Annotated in this window: 16 protein-coding genes; 10 read left to right on the top strand and 6 right to left on the bottom strand. The window is 53.5% G+C overall.

The window, feature by feature from the left end; genetic code table 11:
• Window positions 1-26 precede the first annotated feature (26 nt).
• From CLV58_RS00210 to CLV58_RS00195, 4 genes are all read left to right on the top strand, one after another.
• The gene (locus tag CLV58_RS00210; protein WP_106135753.1) at window positions 27-515 is read left to right on the top strand and encodes a GtrA family protein; all 489 of its coding nucleotides are present in this window, start codon (window positions 27-29) and stop codon (window positions 513-515) included.
• A 550-nt stretch (window positions 516-1,065) separates the two neighbouring features.
• Complete coding sequence (locus CLV58_RS00205; RefSeq protein ID WP_106135752.1) at window positions 1,066-2,451, top strand: WD40 repeat domain-containing protein; 1,386 nt, start codon at window positions 1,066-1,068, stop codon at window positions 2,449-2,451.
• A gap of 496 nt (window positions 2,452-2,947) precedes the next feature.
• On the top strand, window positions 2,948-4,072 hold the full coding sequence (locus CLV58_RS00200; protein WP_106135751.1) for an acyltransferase family protein: 1,125 nt from the start codon (window positions 2,948-2,950) through the stop codon (window positions 4,070-4,072).
• Window positions 4,073-4,170: 98 nt separating this feature from the next.
• On the top strand, window positions 4,171-5,163 hold the full coding sequence (locus CLV58_RS00195) for a hypothetical protein (protein WP_106135750.1): 993 nt from the start codon (window positions 4,171-4,173) through the stop codon (window positions 5,161-5,163).
• Between the two features lie 107 nt (window positions 5,164-5,270).
• On the opposite strand, the gene wrbA is transcribed toward CLV58_RS00195, so the two are convergent.
• Window positions 5,271-5,885 (bottom strand): NAD(P)H:quinone oxidoreductase, encoded by a 615-nt coding sequence (wrbA, locus tag CLV58_RS00190; protein WP_106135749.1) that lies wholly within the window; start codon window positions 5,883-5,885, stop codon window positions 5,271-5,273.
• Between the two features lie 457 nt (window positions 5,886-6,342).
• Between wrbA and CLV58_RS00185 the strand changes: the two genes are divergently transcribed.
• Together CLV58_RS00185 and CLV58_RS28925 are read left to right on the top strand one after the other, a co-directional pair.
• Window positions 6,343-8,892, top strand: a complete 2,550-nt coding sequence (locus CLV58_RS00185; RefSeq protein ID WP_106135748.1) for a GAF domain-containing sensor histidine kinase — start codon at window positions 6,343-6,345, stop codon at window positions 8,890-8,892.
• 116 nt (window positions 8,893-9,008) lie between these two features.
• Complete coding sequence (locus CLV58_RS28925) at window positions 9,009-9,140, top strand: DUF7010 family protein (RefSeq protein WP_281257875.1); 132 nt, start codon at window positions 9,009-9,011, stop codon at window positions 9,138-9,140.
• A 164-nt stretch (window positions 9,141-9,304) separates the two neighbouring features.
• Here the strand turns inward: CLV58_RS28925 and CLV58_RS00180 are convergent, their stop codons facing one another.
• Both CLV58_RS00180 and CLV58_RS00175 read right to left on the bottom strand, forming a co-directional pair.
• Window positions 9,305-10,486: a DUF819 family protein gene (locus CLV58_RS00180; RefSeq protein ID WP_106135747.1), complete on the bottom strand. Its 1,182-nt coding sequence runs from the start codon at window positions 10,484-10,486 to the stop codon at window positions 9,305-9,307.
• A gap of 102 nt (window positions 10,487-10,588) precedes the next feature.
• Window positions 10,589-11,158: a Crp/Fnr family transcriptional regulator gene (locus CLV58_RS00175; protein ID WP_245882161.1), complete on the bottom strand. Its 570-nt coding sequence runs from the start codon at window positions 11,156-11,158 to the stop codon at window positions 10,589-10,591.
• A gap of 105 nt (window positions 11,159-11,263) precedes the next feature.
• On the opposite strand from CLV58_RS00175, the gene CLV58_RS00170 reads away from it, so the two are divergent.
• Complete coding sequence (locus CLV58_RS00170; RefSeq protein ID WP_211300796.1) at window positions 11,264-11,686, top strand: DoxX family protein; 423 nt, start codon at window positions 11,264-11,266, stop codon at window positions 11,684-11,686.
• Window positions 11,687-11,794: 108 nt separating this feature from the next.
• Window positions 11,795-12,592: a dioxygenase family protein gene (locus tag CLV58_RS00165; protein ID WP_245882160.1), complete on the top strand. Its 798-nt coding sequence runs from the start codon at window positions 11,795-11,797 to the stop codon at window positions 12,590-12,592.
• Between the two features lie 274 nt (window positions 12,593-12,866).
• On the opposite strand, the gene CLV58_RS00160 is transcribed toward CLV58_RS00165, so the two are convergent.
• The gene (locus tag CLV58_RS00160; RefSeq protein WP_106135745.1) at window positions 12,867-15,245 is read right to left on the bottom strand and encodes an ABC transporter permease; all 2,379 of its coding nucleotides are present in this window, start codon (window positions 15,243-15,245) and stop codon (window positions 12,867-12,869) included.
• Between the two features lie 249 nt (window positions 15,246-15,494).
• Here CLV58_RS00160 and CLV58_RS00155 point away from each other — a divergent pair, with 249 nt between their 5' ends.
• Window positions 15,495-15,956: a GNAT family N-acetyltransferase gene (locus CLV58_RS00155; protein ID WP_106135744.1), complete on the top strand. Its 462-nt coding sequence runs from the start codon at window positions 15,495-15,497 to the stop codon at window positions 15,954-15,956.
• 32 nt (window positions 15,957-15,988) lie between these two features.
• Entirely contained in the window at window positions 15,989-16,762 is a 774-nt protein-coding gene (locus tag CLV58_RS00150; RefSeq protein WP_106135743.1) for a cyclase family protein, read from the top strand.
• A 334-nt stretch (window positions 16,763-17,096) separates the two neighbouring features.
• On the opposite strand, the gene CLV58_RS00145 is transcribed toward CLV58_RS00150, so the two are convergent.
• The gene (locus CLV58_RS00145) at window positions 17,097-17,504 is read right to left on the bottom strand and encodes a hypothetical protein (RefSeq protein ID WP_106135742.1); all 408 of its coding nucleotides are present in this window, start codon (window positions 17,502-17,504) and stop codon (window positions 17,097-17,099) included.
• 5 nt (window positions 17,505-17,509) lie between these two features.
• The gene (locus CLV58_RS00140; RefSeq protein ID WP_106135741.1) at window positions 17,510-17,953 is read right to left on the bottom strand and encodes a Panacea domain-containing protein; all 444 of its coding nucleotides are present in this window, start codon (window positions 17,951-17,953) and stop codon (window positions 17,510-17,512) included.
• Window positions 17,954-18,167: the final 214 nt, after the last annotated feature.

Here is an 18,167-nt window from a genome sequence, read left to right as displayed (position 1 = left end):
CATTTTCTTACACGTTCTAACAAATTATGGCCGGTGATCTGTTCAATCGTCGCGATGTAATTGCTTATTTTATTGTCGCGGCCACTGGCGCTACTGTACAGCTTATAGCCGGAAGCTTACTACAGGACTGGTTTCAGATAAGCTACAAACAGGCCCTGCTAGCAGGGTATCTGATAGCCTTTGTCGCCGGCTTCTTTCTAACCAAGTTGTTCGCCTTCAACGCACGAAATTCGACCCAGACGAAGCGGGAAGCGATCAAATTTACGCTCGTGTCGATCATTTCCTGTTTGATAACGGTCTACGGTTCTGCCCTCCTTTACGACTATTCGATTCAACAATTTAGCCAGGTCGTTTTTACCATTCCGTTTTCGGTGAAAGCTGTCGACGTAAACAAACTCGTAGCGCAGGTTGCAGGCATGGGTGCCAGTTTTTTAAATAACTACGTGTTGCACAAGCAGTTTACCTTTCGCGATACCGGTTTTTATGAAAAGCTAAAGAATTTACTAAATCTGTAGAAGCACCCGATCAGAATAATTTCATAATGCAGGTGACGGAATGCTGCTTTTTAGGGCCGGAAAAGAAACCCTACCAATACAAAAAAGAGCCCGCCTAGCAGAAGAGCCCTTTCCTAACTATTTCCAAATTATTTACTGCCCGCAAAGGTAAGTTTGACCCAATCATTTTTCTGAACGAATCGACCAATCGGGGTATTTAGCAGTCAGATAGCCTTGCCTACTCGACGGCTTTATCATCAAGACGGTGTACCTGAGCGACCCAGTGGCCTATGTCAAGAGGATGATGGCATATTCGTAGGACGCAGCCCGGATGTATTTGTCCCCGACCGCGCAAAAAGCTATAGCCCGTGCCCACGGCACGAATCGCCGACAGTCACAAAAAAGAGACAAGCTGGCAGTCGACCCATCCAGTGGTCCGGTGCAGCATGGCCCAAGTACGGTCGATGCACATCGTTTGCACCCGTCGCGCGAGGTGGCCCCAAAAAATGCATCAGGAAAGTAGCGTAGATTTGTGAAGAGGCACATGGCCCGTAAACTAACTCGCTAGTGGATGAGACCGCGCTGGATCAATCGCTTACCGCTACTATTCGCCGTTGGTCTGGTGGTCCACATGGCATTCATGGTTTACGCCTACGCAGCCGGCTACTTCCAGCGACTTGAGTCCTGGGTCTACGATATTGATGGCACACCTGATGGACTCCTGGTCAGTGCCAGCGACAACAAGATTAGACTATGGCAGCAACGGCGTTGCCTTAAGACGCTGGTAAGTCCACAGGATGTTGTGCGGTGCCTAAGTTTGTCGACCGATGGGACGCTTCTGGCTTCGGGAGCCGTAGATCATTCGGTTCTGCTATGGTCGGTTGCCCAGGCCAGGCCCATTTGGCGTCTGTCGGAGCATCACGGGATTGTTACGCAGGTCTGCATCAGTCCTGACAAACAGTGGCTCATCAGCCAAAGTATGGACAGTACCCTCTGCATCTGGCAGTTACCGGTGGTGAAACTCGTTAAACGCTTACCCACCCAAAACACCGGCTTCTCGCTAAGTCCATCGGGCCAGTTAGCCTATTGTGATCGTCAAGCCAATCTGGTCGTACTTGATCTAAAGACGCAAGCCGTCTTGTGGCAAATGCCCCAGATGATGGGAAAACCCCAATTTTCGCCAAGAGGTGATCAGTTAGCCTGGATCGACACGACGAGCCACTGCACGGTGTTTACCCCCCGTACTCACCAGCGAATCGTTTCGTTCTCGTTAGGAAAACACACGAGCCGGACCATTGGCTTTACCCCCGATAGTAAACAACTGTTGGTCGCTAAATGGGGTGGAGTCATTGAGCTATGGGACTGGCGGAAAGCCCGACGGCTAACCCAATTTTACGCCTACGTACTGGCAAGCGTTGAGGATTTACGCTTTGACGCCCTGGGCCGACTCCAGACGGCGGGTAACGGCTCGATCAAATACTGGGATGTGGCTTCTCAGCATCTGCTATTTTCCATCGGAGACGGCGCTTACCGCCTGGCGCTGTTGAATTGGCTGAACAGTTGGCTGGTGCTGACCTTAGCCGTTAGCTATGTTGTTTTGGGAACTGCCAACGACCCGACCTATGCGCGATACACGATCCTGGGAATACTGACGCTCTGGAGCCTGGGCCTGTTACTGCTGGTGGATCGGGTGCGTTCATGGAGGGGGAGCTGGGCACTGGGCGGGTTGTGGACTATGGTTGGTCTTACCCTACTTTCATTCCTGTTGTATTTCTTTTCGTTCGTTTCGCTGGTAAGTATTCCAATTGGCTTCTATTTCGGATACGTTTATCTCAATCGATCGCCAACCAGTTGGTCCAGGAGCGCACTGCCGCTTCTGCTATTGCTGGCCAGTACATTTTTTGTGCTCAGCATCCTGGATGACGTCTTGTATTATATCCCTTTTTCGGGTCGATAAACAAGCAATTCGTTTGGCGTTACGGTACTCGAAAACACGGCATTAGGTGTTGGATGGATCAGCTTCGAAAAACGATAGGCACATATACCAGCTCATACTAAACCCTTGTCGATTTATACCCTATAGACTAAATCGCGAAAAGGAATTAGTTAAGTTTACAGGCCGGGCAGCATCCGTCAGCCACCGGCTCTCTCCACACTCCGTACCCCTGAACGATCACCAGGGTCCTGTCAATCTGAACCAATTCTTACCATTACGCTACCGGCCCGTATAGACGATATGGGTGACTGTTTGCCCGTTTGTTTCCGTGTCGGATGCGGCATAGCGAGCGGTGTACGCACTGGCTGGCAGAGGTAGTCAATGTCCAGTGCAAGCGTCCAAATCGCGTTGATCCGGGACCGGGCAGGCGACCCAGTAAACGCAGCAGCCTGTTCTACTGTACGCGCACTCGTGAACTACCCAACTACATAAGTACTGCGCAGACCAACTCAACCTGATGATCAACACAAGCTACGAGCCGGTCCGACTGGCGACTAAACCTCACTTTCAGGTACTCGATGGATTACGCGGGATTGCTGCCATCAGTGTGCTTATTTTTCATTTCATGGAGTTTGCGGTCCCCGACTATAGCAAGAATTTTATTGCGCACAGCTATCTGGCGGTCGACTTCTTTTTTTGTCTGTCCGGCTTTGTCATTGCCTACGCATACGACAAAAAAATTCAGCAGCTTAGTTTTTGGGCGTTTTTCCGGCTGCGCCTGATTCGGCTGCATCCGATGGTTATTATTGGCGCACTCATCGGGGTGATCTGTTTAGTGGCCGATCCCTTCGGCAATTTGTATGGCCAGATAGGTGCTTCTAAAACCGTCCTGCTGTTCTTGTCCGCCAGTTTCCTGCTTCCTTACCCGGCGGTACCGCAGCGGTTTAACAATTTATTTCACCTCAATCCGCCTACCTGGTCTCTTATGTGGGAGTACCTCGCCAACATTGCCTACGCACTGGTACTGTACCGCTTGTCGACAAAGAAACTAACCTTGCTGCTGATCGGTGCGGGGCTGGCCCTGTTTGCTACGGCGCGTCTGTATAGCCACCTTGCGGTTGGCTGGGGCATCAGTAATGCGTTGGGGGGCGTGGCGCGAATAGGCTGTTCGTTTCTGCTGGGTATGCTCGTGTGCCGACTGGGCTGGCGCATCCCGAACAAGCTTGGCTTCGTACCGATCGGCTTACTGCTGCTGGCAACCTTCTTCATACCGTACCTGAACCGCATCAACTGGTTTATGGACCCAGCACTGGTACTTGTTTATTTCCCGTTCCTAATTGCCCTGGGGGCCGCCACAACGACAGGCCCATTCTGGAGCAGCGTATGTAAAAAACTGGGCGACCTGTCGTACCCGCTTTACGTCATACACTACCCGTTTCTCTGGATTTTCCTGAGTTATGTAGAAGCGGAGAAGCCTGGCCCGGATCAGCTGCGCATCATTATTCCCATAGCCGCGACCGGGATTAGTGTACTGGCCTACCTGCTTTTGACCTATGTCGACGTGCCCATCCGACGTTACCTCATGCGCCTGACCGCACCAAAACCGGCTAACAGCGTTGTGCGTTCAGAGCAGACGGCCTAAGGTCACATACACATCCATCAACCCCTTATTTGTTAAAACGTCGTAACGGCTTACAACCTGAAAACATAGTATGGCGTCTGAACGATAAACCCGTTCGTATGAGCCACCTCGTCGCCCTTTGTCTCTTTCTGACTACAGTCAGCCTGGCGAGTTCCCCACCTGATAGTGGGCAGGATGCACGTCGGCAGGCCGATTATGCCGCATACCACCGTATCATTATCGACGCTCACAAACGCATCGCCAACCAGGATTACCAGGCTGCATTAGCGTTGCACAGACAGGTGTTTGACACGTACGCCTTCGTCTTCGCGAGGGACTACAAAGTTGCCACGCAGCTGGCGCTGCAAACCGGTCAGACGCAGGAAGCCTTTACGTATTTGAAGAAAGCGATAAGCGCGGGATGGACGCTGCGTGCCATAAAGAAAAACGTACTGATCCAGCCGCTACAGCGCGATCCACGATGGCGTCTGATCGAAGCCCGGTACGACTCGCTCAGGTCACGGTATCGGCAAGGCGGTAATCAGCCAGTCCGGAGCAGCGTCGGAAAAATGTTCCGGAAAGACCAGCGGAAAGCCCTGTTGGCGCTGTTTATACCGGGCGATAAAGCCCGGATTCGGTACGCCGAAAAACGGTTCGCACCCCAAAGTGCACAGCAGGTTACCCAGTTAATCCAGCTTATCGATACCTATGGCTATCCGGGCGAGCGACTCATTCACAATGGGTACTGGGCCGCAGTGATCCTGAGCCATCACAACTCCATTAGCAAACGATACGCGCTGCGCGACACGCTGTATCCTCTGGTAAGGCCCAAGCTGCTGAAAGCACTTCAGTCGGGGCAACTTTCTCCCTACGAATTTGCCATGATCGACGACTGGTATACAGCGGTCAAAAGTGACAGCCAGGAAACGCATTTCGGTTATTTAAGCCGGTCCTTGACGCGTACAGCGACCAACGAGGTAAACCAGGCCAGAGAAGCGATCGGCCTGGACAGTATCGAAACGATCAGTCTGTTAGCCGATCTTCAGCAACAGACGGGTTTCGACGTTTACCTGCCGTCCGGCATGACCAGGAAAATTACGATCACGGAGTAAACGGGTGTTTCACAGTGCCCAATGAACAGTTTCGGCCGCGTGCTACTGTTAGTCACGAGAAAGCCCGTCTGACGTTCAGACGGGCTTTCTCGTGACTGGCTTAAACGTTACTTGGCAGCCAGCTTGCTGGCGATCTCGGCCGTGTGCCGGCCCTGGAAACGAGCCCCCTCCAGTTCGTTGGCGCTGGGCTGGCGTTCGCCCTGACCGCCCGCTACCGTACTGGCTCCGTACGGTGTACCGCCGGTGACTTCCGTGTGGCCCATCTGCCCCTGCCAGGCGTATGGCAAGCCGACGATCACGAAGCCGTGGTGCAGCAACTCGGTATGGAAAGCGCGGATGGTCTCTTCCTGCCCACCATGCTGGGTAGCCGTGCTGACAAACGCTCCGCCGACCTTACCGACCAGCGCTCCCTTGGCCCACAGACCGCCTGTGCTATCCATAAAAGCCTGCATCTGGCCGCAGAGGTTACCGTAACGCGTGGGCGTACCGAACAGAATAGCATCATACTCGACCAGTTCGTCGGGCGTGACGACCGGCACGTGCGCGAACGCCTGTTGGGCCGCCGTTGCCCCTGTTTTTTCGAGTATGTCGGCAGGGAGCGTTTCGGGGACGCGTTTGACAACTACTTCGTTGCCTTCGACCTGACGGGCGCCTTCAGCGATCGCTTCTGCCAGCGTCCAGACGTGGCCATAGGTGGAGTAAAATACGACAAGCGTTTTCATAATGCGGAGAATACGTTGCTTCTAAAGTGATGAACAATGTCAACAAATCGCTGAATGGCTTTGTTAACGCCACACGCTCGAACAGACCGCTAATACTTGTAGATACAGTCGTTGGTAGGTTTATTTGCGTATAGTCACCAGCGGTTGCTTTCTGCGGGTTAGCTTAGTCTGCCCACAGCTATGCGGCATAAACGGTATTTTCACGAGCTACTCGTACCGCATACGTCGCTGTTCCAATTAGCGTACTGTGCGCCGAACGCACAGGTAGAACGCTGATCGTCAGCAGTGCGACGCAAACGGCTATTGGCACCACCGGGGCGAATACGCACTACACCACCGTGAAGAACAAATCGTTTGTCAAACGACCCCGGTACGGACCTGTCAGGGATAGTCGTCGCACCATCCCCCGCTGGTAACAACTTGCACAGTAGTGCTCAACATTTAGTCGTCGGCCGCCATGGAATCGCATCATCACCCGTCTGAATCAACCCGAAAACTAACCCAGCGACTGGACGTTGATTTTGTGCTACAGGCCACCGGTATTGGCATCTGGGAACTGGACATGACGACCAGGCAGATCGTATGGGACGACCAATGCCGGCAGTTGTTCGGCTTGACCAAAGCCAACCAGGTATCGTACGAGCAGGCGGCTCAGCATATTCATCCCCAGGATGTTGAGCGGATTCGTCAGGCGGCACAATGGGCCATGAACCCCTGTTCAACCGGTTATTACGATGAAACGTACCGCACCATCGGGGCTGACGATGGTCAACTACGGTGGGTACGGTTCTACGGTCGGAGCTACTTTACCGACACCGGCGACCTGCTCCGCTTTGCCGGTGTTGCGCAGGAGGTTACCGCGCAACGGCTGGCCCAGCAGAGCCTACAGGCAGCACAGGCGCGCCAGACATATCTGCTAACACTCAGCGATCACTTACGCACCCTGAAAGACCCGGTTCAGCTACAGTACGAAGCAGCCTGCCTGCTCGGCGCGCAATTAGGGGCGAACCGGGTGGGCTACGCCGAGACGCAGCCAGACCGGGAGCTGGTAGCGGTGACAAGGCACTACACGCAGGGCGTTGCCAGCATTGAAGGTGTGTATCGCTACGCCGATTACGGGCTGGATTTGCTGCAACGCATGCAGGCTGGCCAAGCGGTTGTTCGACCGGACATCGCCAACGACCCAGCCTTAACGGATACCCAGAAAGAGGCTCATGCCATTCTTCAGCTGGGAGCGACGATAAACGTCCCGCTGGTCAAAGAAGGCCAGTTAGTCGCCATCCTGTTTGTGCATTATTCACAGGCACATACCTTCTCCAGCGAAGAGGTGACCCTGGTGGAAGAAACGGCCGAACGCATCTGGGCCGCCGTCGAACGAGCCCGCGCGGAAGATGCACTCCGGGAAAGCGAACAACGGTTCCGCCGACTGGCTGATACCTTACCCCAGGCCATCTGGGTAAACGATCCGCAGGGCAACGTCGAGTTTCTAAACCAGTGGTGGACCGACTACAGTGGCATCGCATTTAGTCCGACCACAGCCTGGCAAATCGCCAGCGACATAATACATCCCGACGATGGTCCTCTGGTAGCGGCTGCCTTCCGGCAAGCCATCGAGCGGGGTACTGGCTTTTCCATCGAACAGCGTAATCGCTCGGCTTCGGGTGAATACCGCTGGTTTTTCAACACGGGTGTCCCCTACCGCGATACCGACACCGGCCCGATTACGAAATGGGTGGGGTGCGGAGTAGACATTCACGATCTCAAACGAGCCGGGCAGGCCCTACAGGAAAGCCAGCAGCGACTACAGTCGATCATCGATCTGGCCCAACTGGGCGCCTACACCATCGATCTGGCAACTGATACAATAACGAAATCGCCCCGCGTGGCCGAGTGGTACGGCCTGCCCCAGGTAACGGACGTAGCCACGTCGCTGAGTGCCGTCGCGGAAGCCGATCGGGCTCGCGTCGGTCAGGCGTACGTCGACGCCATTCAGCCCGGTTCGTCCGGGGCTTACCAGGCGGAATACATCGTCATCAATCAGCAGACGGGCCACCAGCGTACGCTGCGTATGATCGGTCAGGTTATTACCGACGAAGACGGGCATCCCGTGCGGGTGGAGGGGTCGGTGCTGGACGTCACTATCCAGCGGGCCGTTCAGCAATCCCTTGAGCAGCAGGTCCGGCAACGTACCGAAGAATTAGCCCTGGCCAATGACGAGCTGGCCATCAACAACCGGGAGTATGAAGCCATCAACAAAGAGCTTGGCGAGACAAACTTCCTGCTGAAACACTCGAACGAAAACCTCCAGCAGTTTGCCTACGTCGCCAGCCATGACCTACAGGAGCCGTTGCGCAAGATTCAGCAGTTCGGCGACCTCCTGCACAGTCGGTTCTCCGACGCGGTTGGTTCGGAAGGCGCAACCTACATCAACCGAATGCAACTGGCAGCCAGCCGGATGTCGACCCTGATCAGCGATCTGCTGACCTATTCGCGGCTGACCACCCGGCGTCAGCCGGCCGAGATGATTGATCTGGCCGAGGTCGTCAGTGAAGCCTTGAGCAATCTGGAACTGGTCGTTGTCGGCAATAACGCCCGAATCGACGTAGGCCCCCTACCCCGCCTGCAAGGTGAATACATGCCAATGGTGCAGCTATTCCAGAATCTGCTGAGTAACGCCCTCAAGTTTCAGCGTCCTCCGGTAGCACCCCTCATCAGCGTCACCGCCCGAACGCTATCCGCAGACGCGTTACCGCCGGCCATCAAGCCCGCTCAACTGGCGACCCACTATCATTGCATTACGGTAACGGATAACGGCATCGGTTTCAAAGAACAGTACCTAGACCGCATCTTTCAGGTTTTTCAACGGCTGCACGGCAAAGACAATTATGCCGGTACGGGGGTCGGTCTGGCCATTTGCGAGAAAGTCGTTATCAATCATGGGGGGGCCATCACAGCGACCAGTCAACCGGGCAACGGAGCCAGCTTTATTGTTTACCTGCCCGCGTAATGCGGGTTTGCCGTTGGCTGACGCAATCGCGCGGGCGCGCAACCGCCTGTCCCAACTGAAATCGAGCGAAAGGCGGTCTCGCTAGCGTTGCCCAAGATTTACCTTCCGATTTACCCATGACGACCCCACTGGATCTCGACACACTACGCCTTGACTTATCAGTAAAAGCGAAGAATGGGATCTACTTCGTTTTAGCCGCAGCCTTTGTCTGGCTGGCGATTACCCTGGCCTGGACGCTCACAGCCTGAAAAATAACGCCATTCTCTCCATTCTCTATGGTCGGCGCGCTACTCTTGCCGCTGGCGGGGTATAGACGCCCGCTGGCATGGACGTTTCGTCATGAACTGCTTAGCCGGTTAGGTACAGGATCGTTTAAATGCCTTATGAAAGGGCAGATTATGAGCCAGTTTTTTTAGGCGAACGACATGGTTCGTAAGTATTCGGCCACCAGTAAGCCACAATATGTTCCAATCGCATTGCCCAGGGCTCCGGCTAGAATACCCGGCAAATGAAGGTCGGGCCGCTTCAGACTTTTGCTCAAGGCCAAACAGGAGGCAGACCCACCAATGTTCGCCTGCGAAGCAATGCTTAGCAGATCCCAATCTTGCTTCAACAACCCACCAATGCCAAACTGGAACAGCGCATGAATGGGAACCGATATACTCACAAAAGTGAGCATCGTTAGCGCCAGTTGACCATCGTTGACCAAAGCGGCTAGATCACAATAAGCACCAATAACGGCTAAAAACAGGTAAATACAGAAAATGCTGACGACTCTGACACCCCGCAGTCGCTGAATACCCGGTAACTGAGCCAGCAACAGGGCCAGGCTTGTCAGCACCAATATTTTAGGAATACTCGGTACGGCCTCCGCCACGAGTTGAGCTCCGTATAAGGCCGATACACCTAAGCCAATCAACAGCGCTAAATCCTGGGGATTGACCGCTTCAACATCGTTGATCTGTTCATTGGCTTCCTGCTCGTAACGACGCGTTTCTTCCGCACTCAGGGAGGTAGCCAGTCGGCGCGGAACAAACCGGTTCAAAAAGGGAGGTAAAAGCAGGGTGACGCCCATCCAGAGCGCCGTAACGATATTGTCAGTAGCAATCGCAGCGGCATAGACATTCCCCGCTTTGTTAACCCCGTAATGCAACGCAATGGCGTTCAGGTTACTGCTGCCACCCGTGTGTGTGCCGGTAAACATACCGCCTACGGCATAAAAAAGAGGACCAAACCCTTTCGGCCCACCCACAACCCGCATCGCTACAATAACGCCGACCATTGTCCCTACCACACCAATGAAAAAGTTGACGACCATGGGCGTACCCGCTCGCTTGAGCCCTTTGAGATTAACCGTCAGCAGCAGGTAGAAAATAGAAATGGGCGCTATATAGCTAAAAATGCCTTCGTAGAGCGGTGGGGCATTTGTCGAAGCGGGTATCAATCCCAGATTAGCCGTAATGGCGGTGATAATAATGACGAGTAAGGCTGTTCCTACAGCTCTTAAATACGGTAGTTTGGCCAGTTGCTCGGCGATAATAATGTTGAGCATCAACAGGGCCAGAATAGCGAGGGGGTCTTTGAGAAAGGGCATAAGTCAGGCGGTAGTATCAGGCAATATACCGCTTAACACGCCTAAAGTGAGCAATGCTCATGACACGCGTGGAGTTGAACAGAAACCAAGATAGGTAAGCGGCTAGTGTCTCTGCTGTTTGGCAAGGTCACCGCGTAGCTTACTGAGGGCTTCCGGGGTAACGCCCAGGTAGGAGGCTATCATTCGTTGGGGCACTCGCTGTACAATGGCCGGGTAGGTAGCCAGGAAGTCCAGGTAGCGCTCGCGCAGGCTGGCACTCATCAGCAGAATAATCCGTTTCTGAAGCACATAAATTCGGTTGGCCAACTTCTCAATGGCTTCCTCGGTGAATAGACCCGTTGAGGCCAAAAGGCCGTCTTCCAGTACCTCTACCTCCGAATTTTCAATGGCGTCAATGTACAGATCAGCTTCCTTACCCGGTACCTGCCAGCCACTATCACTGATGATCCAGCCTTCCGGAGCGAACATGAAAATATGCTCTTTCCCGTGCTCATCCAGAGTATAGCTGCGTAGCAGGCCGGTTTTGACAAAATAGTGTTTCCGTACTTTATCGCCTTTCCGAAGCAGGACTTCTCCTTTAGCGACCCGCCTGGTCATGATTCGTGCCGTCAACGCCTGAAGCGCTTCAACCGAGAGCTTGCCTTGGGGGAAAAGATCTAAAAACGATTCCATACGTCAGCCGTGTGAATCACTAAGATACAGCCCGTATTTCTTAATCTACATTAAGGCGCATCATGGCACGCCTGGAGACCTTTGTATCAACCAAAGAGAAAGAACATGGAAACACGCATCATGCGTACGCAAACACCGTCGAAAGGCTGGCACATAACCCGCTGGATTTTACAGGTACTGCTGGTTTTGACTTTTGGTATGGCCGGCTTCATGAAACTTACCGCACCGATCGCCGAGTTAGCCAAACAAATGCCCTGGACGGCACAGGTGCCCGTCGGTTTAGCTCGCTTTATTGGCGGGGCCGAACTGGCCGGGGCTTTGGGGTTGATCGTACCGATGCTGACCCGTATCCGGCCTGCGCTGACTGGTTTAGCCGCTAGTGGATTAGCCCTGGTGATGGCGCTGGCCGCTGGATTTCACCTGGTACGGGGCGAAGCGCCCATGGTCGTTCCCAGCGTGGTGCTGGGCGCACTAGCCTGTCTGGTTGCCTGGGGACGGGCTAAAAAAGCACCAGTCTGTATCAAGTAAGCAATGGATCGCAGGAAGTTTATACACCAAACCGTAGCAATATCAGCAATGGGCTCATTAACTAGTTTTAAAAATTTCGCAGATACGCTTCCGACTCAGTCTAAGCGGATGCCCGTGCTGTTTACCTCCCACGGCAGCCCGATGGATATTCCGCTATCCAAAGCGGAACGGCCTTTCTGGAATGCCTTGTTTGACTTAGGAAAAGGCCTCCAGCACCAGTACGAGATAAAAGCGGCCCTGATCGTTTCTGCCCACTGGTGTACACGCGGAACGTACGTCAACATCTCGCCCGAGCAAACTCAGATTTATGATTACTACGGGTTCCCCAGGGAATACTATACGGTGAAATACCAGGCCAATGGGTCACCGGACATGGCCCGGGAGGTAACGAAAATCATTCCATCTGTTTCCGAAACGACCGATTGGGGCCTGGACCATGGTGCCTGGCCGATGCTGATGCACCTGTTCCCCGATGCTAACATCCCCGTCTTTCAGATGAGCATTTACTACGACGCCAAACCAGCCTATCACTATGAATTGGGCCGGCAGCTAAAAGCGCTGCGGGAGAAAGGCGTACTGATTATTGGTAGTGGTTCGACCGTCCACAACCTCCCGCTGGCCGGTCAGAGGTTCAGAAGTGGTGATATGACCCCCTTCGGATGGGAAGCGGAGTATGAGACCTGGATTAAAAAACAGATTGATGACAGGCAGATCAGCAACATCATTAACTACGAAACCAGCCATAAACTGGGCAAGCTGGCGGCTCCAACACCCGACCACTTTGTCCCTATTCTGTACAGCCTGGGGCTACTGGATAGAAACGATGAAGTGGACTACTTTTATGAAAACGCGGCATCGCTCCCTGCCTTCAGCGAACAAAGCTTTATGATCAGTGAAAAGCGATGAATGGCCTCTGCTCGAATGGCCATTCATCGCACCAACGTCTCAAATTAATGTATGCAATAGGTAAGACAGTACCCTTCGTTGTTATCAGGGGCGTTCTTCAGCTCAATCGTCGAGTACAAGAAAATGATAAGTTCGCTGAACGAATAAACTCGTTTTCCATTCGTTCAGCGAACTTATCACCTCATCGCTATTCCTATTCAACACGCGATTGCCAGCGTTGACTCCCCTGTCTCACAGTCCCTCGGGCATCACCCACTGATGCCATCGTTCAATTCTACTCCGACCGGAGCGACTTGACGGGATTGGCCAGGGCAGCCCGCACGCTTTGAACACTGATCGTCAGCAACGCCACGCCGATGGCTACGAGTCCCGCCAGGGCGAACACCCACCACGACACCTCGACCCGGTAGGCAAAATTCTGCAACCAGCTCTCCATACCGTAGTAAGCCAGCGGACTGGCGATGACTATGGCAACCAGGACCAGTTTCAGAAAATCTTTCGACAGCAACGCGACCACGCTCACCACCGACGCACCCAATACTTTCCGAACGCCAATTTCTTTGGTACGCTGACGCGCCAGGAACGACGCCAGGCCAAACAGACCCAGACAGGCAATGAAGATGGCCAACCCGGCAAAGACGCCCAGAATAGTCTGTTGCCGAAGGTCGGCTTGGTACAGCTGATCGAATTTCTCGTCCAGAAAGCGGTATTCAAACGGATAGGCCGGTTTCGTTTTGGCGTACAGGGCCGTAACCGCTTCCACACCCGCCTGTACGTCGCCGGGTTTCAGGCGAATCAGCCCCACCCGCTGATCGTCGTCGGGGGCAATGACCAGCGGCTCGATATGCTCGCGGAGCGACAGAAAGTTGAAATCTTCGACCACACCGACGACGGTCCGGCGCGTACTGTCGCTTACGGTATTTTTCAGCCATTTCCCAACGGCCTGCTGCGGTGTCCAGCCCAGCTTCGCGGCTGCCGTACGATTCAGTAAAACCGACTGCGTACTGTCTGATGCGAAGGCGGGCGAAAAATCCCGACCGGCAATCAGTTTCAGGCCCAGCGTTTTTACATAGTCGAAATCGACGAACTCCGTGCGTCCCCGCCAGCGTTCGTCGTGGCCTTCTACGTCGAACATCTGTGCATCGAAATACCCGCCCGGCTCGCCCGACATCAGCGACACGGCCGACACCCGGCTTTGCCCCAACAGGTCGCCTTTGCGCTGAATGAGGAAGTTGTATACGTCTTCGTTGTCGATCGGAATGACCATCGTCTGGGCGCTATTGTAACCCAGTTCCTTGTGCTTGAGGTAATGCAATTGCCGGGTGACGATAGCCATACCCAGCATCAGCACGATCGAAATACTGAACTGAATCACGACCAGCACCTGCCGGAACGACGTGCTGCCCCGGCCCAGCCGCAGCTTCCCTTTCAACGCCTGTATGGGCGAAAAAGCGGCCAGTACAAACGCCGGATAGCTACCCGCCAGAAAGCCCGTTACGACAATGATACCAAATAGAAACAGGGTAATTGGCAGCGCGTAGGCCGTCAGTTGGATTGACTGCCCCAGCAGTTGACTGTATGCGGGCAGCGCCAGTGCCACCAGTCCAACGGCCAGTACGCAGGAGATCGTGGTCAGCAGCACCGATTCGCCGATGAATTGCCATACCAGATGCAGCTTGACGGCCCCCAGCACCTTGCGGACGCCGATCTCGCGCGATCGTTCCATCGCCCGAACCGTCGACAGGTTCATGAAGTTAATGCAGGCTACCATCAGAATCAGGATGGCAATCGACAGGAATAGGTAGACGACTTTTTTATCGCCGTGTTTCAGGTTATCGAACGACCCCTGCTCGAAATAGATGTCGTCCAGTGGCGTCAGCGACAGGGAGAAACGATACCCAAACTGCTTCATGACAGGGCCCATGTATTTCTGCATGAAGCCCGGCAGGTTGCGTTCGATCTGTGCCAGACTGGCCGACGGAGCCAGTTGCACGTAGGTAAAGTAGGCGTTGTTGATCCACTGCGTCATGTTGGACTGCGTCTTATAATTGGCCAGGGGTACTACCAGATCAAAACTCAGGTGCGAATTGGCTGGTACGTCCTGTGCCACCCCCGTTACTTTCAGCGGCAGGGTTTTGTCGAGTTTGATTAACTGACCGAACGCCTGATCGACGCTCCCGAAGTATTTACGGGCCGTCGATTCCGTCAGTACCACGCTGCCCGGATTGGTGAGCGCCGTTACCGCATCGCCTTTAATCAGCGGAAATGAGAACAGTTCGAAAAAATCAGCGTCAGCTTTAAGGACATTCCGTTCGTGGAACGACTTGTTCTGGCTCGTCACCAAGGCGTTCATCTGCCCCACCCGTGTGGCTCGGCGGATCTGTCCCTTGAAGTCGTTCAGCAGGGCGGGCGCATAGGGTCCCGACAGGTAAGCAACGGGTACGGCCTTCCCATTTTCTTCGATGTTCCGCATGACGCGATAGATCGACGAGCGGTTCCGGTGAAACTGGTCCACGCTGTACTCGTTCATGATGAACAGGAAAATCAGCAGGCAAACGGCGATACCGATCGACAGACCCAGCAGGTTGATGAGTGAAAATACTTTGTTATGGATCAGGTTGCGCCAGGCGATTTTGAGATAGTTACGTACCATATACGTCAGGAATGGGAAAGCTCGGCCTAGGGTAAGTCAACTCCTGTGCCACCGACGAAGTTGACCGTTTTGACCGTCTAACGGCCATTTTCAAGCGCACACCTGTCCACTAGCGGACAAAGGCTGTTCGTAACTGGACAGGTCACCGTGCGATCGGGCGTCGCATCAGCAATACTGCGCACCAGTGGTCAGCAGAACGGGGATACCCGTGTAAAAATGCGTAGATTCGACGGCACAAACCTTCCCAATATGAACGTTACTTACCGCCTGGCGACGCAGGACGACCTTGCCGACATTGTTGCCATGCTGGCCGACGATGCCCTGGGCGCGCGCCGGGAACAATATCAGATCCCCCTTCCCACGGCGTATCAACGGGCCTTCGACGCCATCCGTCGCGACAGCAATCAGGAGTTAACCGTCGTTACCCTTGACGGCGAACTCGTTGCAACCTTTCAGCTAACGTTTATTCCGTACCTAACCTATCAGGGCGGCATCCGGGCGCAGATCGAAGCCGTACGCGTCAAGTCGACCTACCGGGGACAGGGCGTCGGGACGGCGCTGTTTCAGTACGCCATCCAGCGGGCCACGGAACGAGGTGCCCACGTACTCCAACTGACGACGGACAAAAAACGACCCGATGCGAAACGTTTTTACGAATCGCTCGGCTTTGTCGATTCGCACGAAGGCATGAAGCTTCACCTGACTCAATAACCTCTTTTTCAAACCAACCTATCGTTTTCCTGATGAGCCGACTCATCGACCTTTCTAAGCCCATTCGCTACAATGCGCAGGACCCGTGGTTTATGCGGGTCAAGATCAAACACAAGCCGCACCAGAAAGCCCGTTGGCTGATCCGACTGCTGGGCCTTCCTTTTAATCTGTTCCCCCCCCGCTTCGTCGGCTGGGCCGACGATACGATTCAGTCGATGGGCGTTCACGCCACCACCCACCTGGATGCTCCCTGGCACTACGCGCCGGACGTAGCGGGCCAACCGGCCAAAACCATCGATCAGATTCCACTGGACTGGTGCTACGGCGACGGGGTCGTTGTCGACATGAGCCACAAGGCGGACTTCGACCCCATCACGGCTGCCGACGTGCAACAAGTCTTGCAGCAGACAAACGTCAACCTGCAACCGGGGATGATCGTGCTGATCCGGACGGGCCGTTCGCGCTTCAACGGGCAGAAGAACTTCGCCGAGGTCGGGACCGGTATGAGCGCGGACGCGACACGGTGGCTCATTGAGCAGGGCATCAGGGTGATGGGAATCGACCAGTGGGGGTGGGATTTACCCCTGCGGCATATGATCAAGCAGGCCAAACTACGGGGCGATCAACACCTGTTCTGGGAAGGACACCTGGTGGGGCAAGAACACGAGTATTGCCACATGGAGCAACTGGTGAACCTGGAAGCCCTGCCCACAACCGGCTTTAAGGTCTGCGTATTCCCTCTGAAGATCGTCGGTGCATCGGCCGCGCCCGCCCGCGTCGTGGCGATCCTGAACGAACACGAATGATGTAATCTATGTAGAGACGCGATCCTTCGCGGCTCCGCGTGCGTCAGCCCACACCATCCGATCTACTCACCATCCGGGGCTGAGACGTTTGTAGAGCCGCCCGGCGGCTCTACAAACGTCTCAGCCCATATCATCCAACGACCCAGGGGGTTGATGGCCCTGTGAGCAAGTTGAAAGGAGAAAAGTAGCTGCCCGCCTTTACACCCCCTGCCGGTTGGGCTGCTTTGCTTGACGTTGCGGCCTGCTTCCTGTCACCCGGCAGCTACCCCACGCGGAGCGATAAGGCTACTAATCGAAACAGAAACCGTAAATTATCTATCTTCCTGATGGCACTTTAATGATTATATAAAGTGAATTTGTTGTCAATCCAGATTATATGAAAAACTGAGCCGCTACGATGGCCCACGAACGGCTTTTTACCTTGAAAACGCAGGGCTAAAAAGTAGTCAACATCGTCTGTAATGAATTTGGGGATACTGGCTTTTATAGAGTTTCGTTGGATTTTTTCCGAGCCCATACCATGTCTTGGCGCAAGTTTAATTTCTTCCCACGTGAGTTGACTCAAGTTGTACAAGTGCTTGATGAGCGCAACGGATTCATATTCTTCACATTGCTCAAGATCAAACCCCTTCACTAAGTATCTAAAACAAAAAACCGGATGTTTTATGTCCGGGCTTACTATACTTGTTGTAGTAACTTTTACATTCTTACCTTGTGTAGGTTGGGGTTTCTTAATTCCCATTAGCCCTAATTGATATGATCCTTAAAAAAAGTACGCATTGTTTCGACTTTGATTTCAGGAAGCTTCAGTTCATCAGCCTCTATCCAAGGTAGTTCTTGGTGCGTCATATCTCGAAGTTTCCAAGCAGAGAACTGACCGTAAACATTGAAAACTTCTTTAATAAGATTTTCTTGTTCTTCAGAAAAAGCCTCGGTTGGTGTGTACTCAGCGGTTGGCTTAATTACACTACCACCGTTTTCCTTATATGTATGATACAGCTCTGACACTACTGGACCGTACTGCCAAGGAGCAATAGGGTCAGAAAATACTGTTTTATCAAACATAGCGAGATGAAAGCCCTGTACATAATACACTAGCTTTTGTAGCTTAAGATTAGTAACATCGTTATCGCTTACTTCACTGTCCGCTAGCTGTAAAATGTACTCCGCTACGTCTCTTGCAGTCGTCATACTTCTTGTTGGTAAAATTATTAGGATTGCAAAGGTACAACAGGATGTACAAATATCCTACTGTTTATAGTAAAGATGTCGTACACTATAATACAAAAGTGATATATCTCCAATGCTGGATGTGTTAATCGACACTTGATCTGCCAACATTTAAGTGGCTTGTGTCGACCGACGCTTTTTGGGGCTTGTCAACACCCAACTGTCTACTGTCAGC

The sequence above is a fragment of the Spirosoma oryzae genome (genome assembly GCF_003002825.1).
In the GTDB taxonomy this organism is placed as follows: domain Bacteria; phylum Bacteroidota; class Bacteroidia; order Cytophagales; family Spirosomataceae; genus Spirosoma; species Spirosoma oryzae.
Note: the sequence above shows the minus strand (reverse complement) of the source record. Positions and strands in the feature narration are given on the sequence as shown.

Bases quoted from the DNA above. Each gene is read 5' to 3' on its own strand.
- CLV58_RS00145 (WP_106135742.1), bottom strand. From the start codon at position 17,504: ATGGGAATTAAGAAACCCCAACCTACACAAGGTAAGAATGTAAAAGTT.
- CLV58_RS00195 (WP_106135750.1), top strand. From the start codon at position 4,171: ATGAGCCACCTCGTCGCCCTTTGTCTCTTTCTGACTACAGTCAGCCTG.
- CLV58_RS00175 (WP_245882161.1), bottom strand. From the start codon at position 11,158: ATGGAATCGTTTTTAGATCTTTTCCCCCAAGGCAAGCTCTCGGTTGAA.
- CLV58_RS00185 (WP_106135748.1), top strand. From the start codon at position 6,343: ATGGAATCGCATCATCACCCGTCTGAATCAACCCGAAAACTAACCCAG.
- CLV58_RS00205 (WP_106135752.1), top strand. From the start codon at position 1,066: ATGAGACCGCGCTGGATCAATCGCTTACCGCTACTATTCGCCGTTGGT.
- CLV58_RS00160 (WP_106135745.1), bottom strand. From the start codon at position 15,245: ATGGTACGTAACTATCTCAAAATCGCCTGGCGCAACCTGATCCATAAC.
- wrbA (WP_106135749.1), bottom strand. From the start codon at position 5,885: ATGAAAACGCTTGTCGTATTTTACTCCACCTATGGCCACGTCTGGACG.
- CLV58_RS00155 (WP_106135744.1), top strand. From the start codon at position 15,495: ATGAACGTTACTTACCGCCTGGCGACGCAGGACGACCTTGCCGACATT.
- CLV58_RS00165 (WP_245882160.1), top strand. From the start codon at position 11,795: ATGCCCGTGCTGTTTACCTCCCACGGCAGCCCGATGGATATTCCGCTA.
- CLV58_RS00140 (WP_106135741.1), bottom strand. From the start codon at position 17,953: ATGACGACTGCAAGAGACGTAGCGGAGTACATTTTACAGCTAGCGGAC.
- CLV58_RS00200 (WP_106135751.1), top strand. From the start codon at position 2,948: ATGATCAACACAAGCTACGAGCCGGTCCGACTGGCGACTAAACCTCAC.
- CLV58_RS00210 (WP_106135753.1), top strand. From the start codon at position 27: ATGGCCGGTGATCTGTTCAATCGTCGCGATGTAATTGCTTATTTTATT.
- CLV58_RS00170 (WP_211300796.1), top strand. From the start codon at position 11,264: ATGGAAACACGCATCATGCGTACGCAAACACCGTCGAAAGGCTGGCAC.
- CLV58_RS00150 (WP_106135743.1), top strand. From the start codon at position 15,989: ATGAGCCGACTCATCGACCTTTCTAAGCCCATTCGCTACAATGCGCAG.
- CLV58_RS28925 (WP_281257875.1), top strand. From the start codon at position 9,009: ATGACGACCCCACTGGATCTCGACACACTACGCCTTGACTTATCAGTA.
- CLV58_RS00180 (WP_106135747.1), bottom strand. From the start codon at position 10,486: ATGCCCTTTCTCAAAGACCCCCTCGCTATTCTGGCCCTGTTGATGCTC.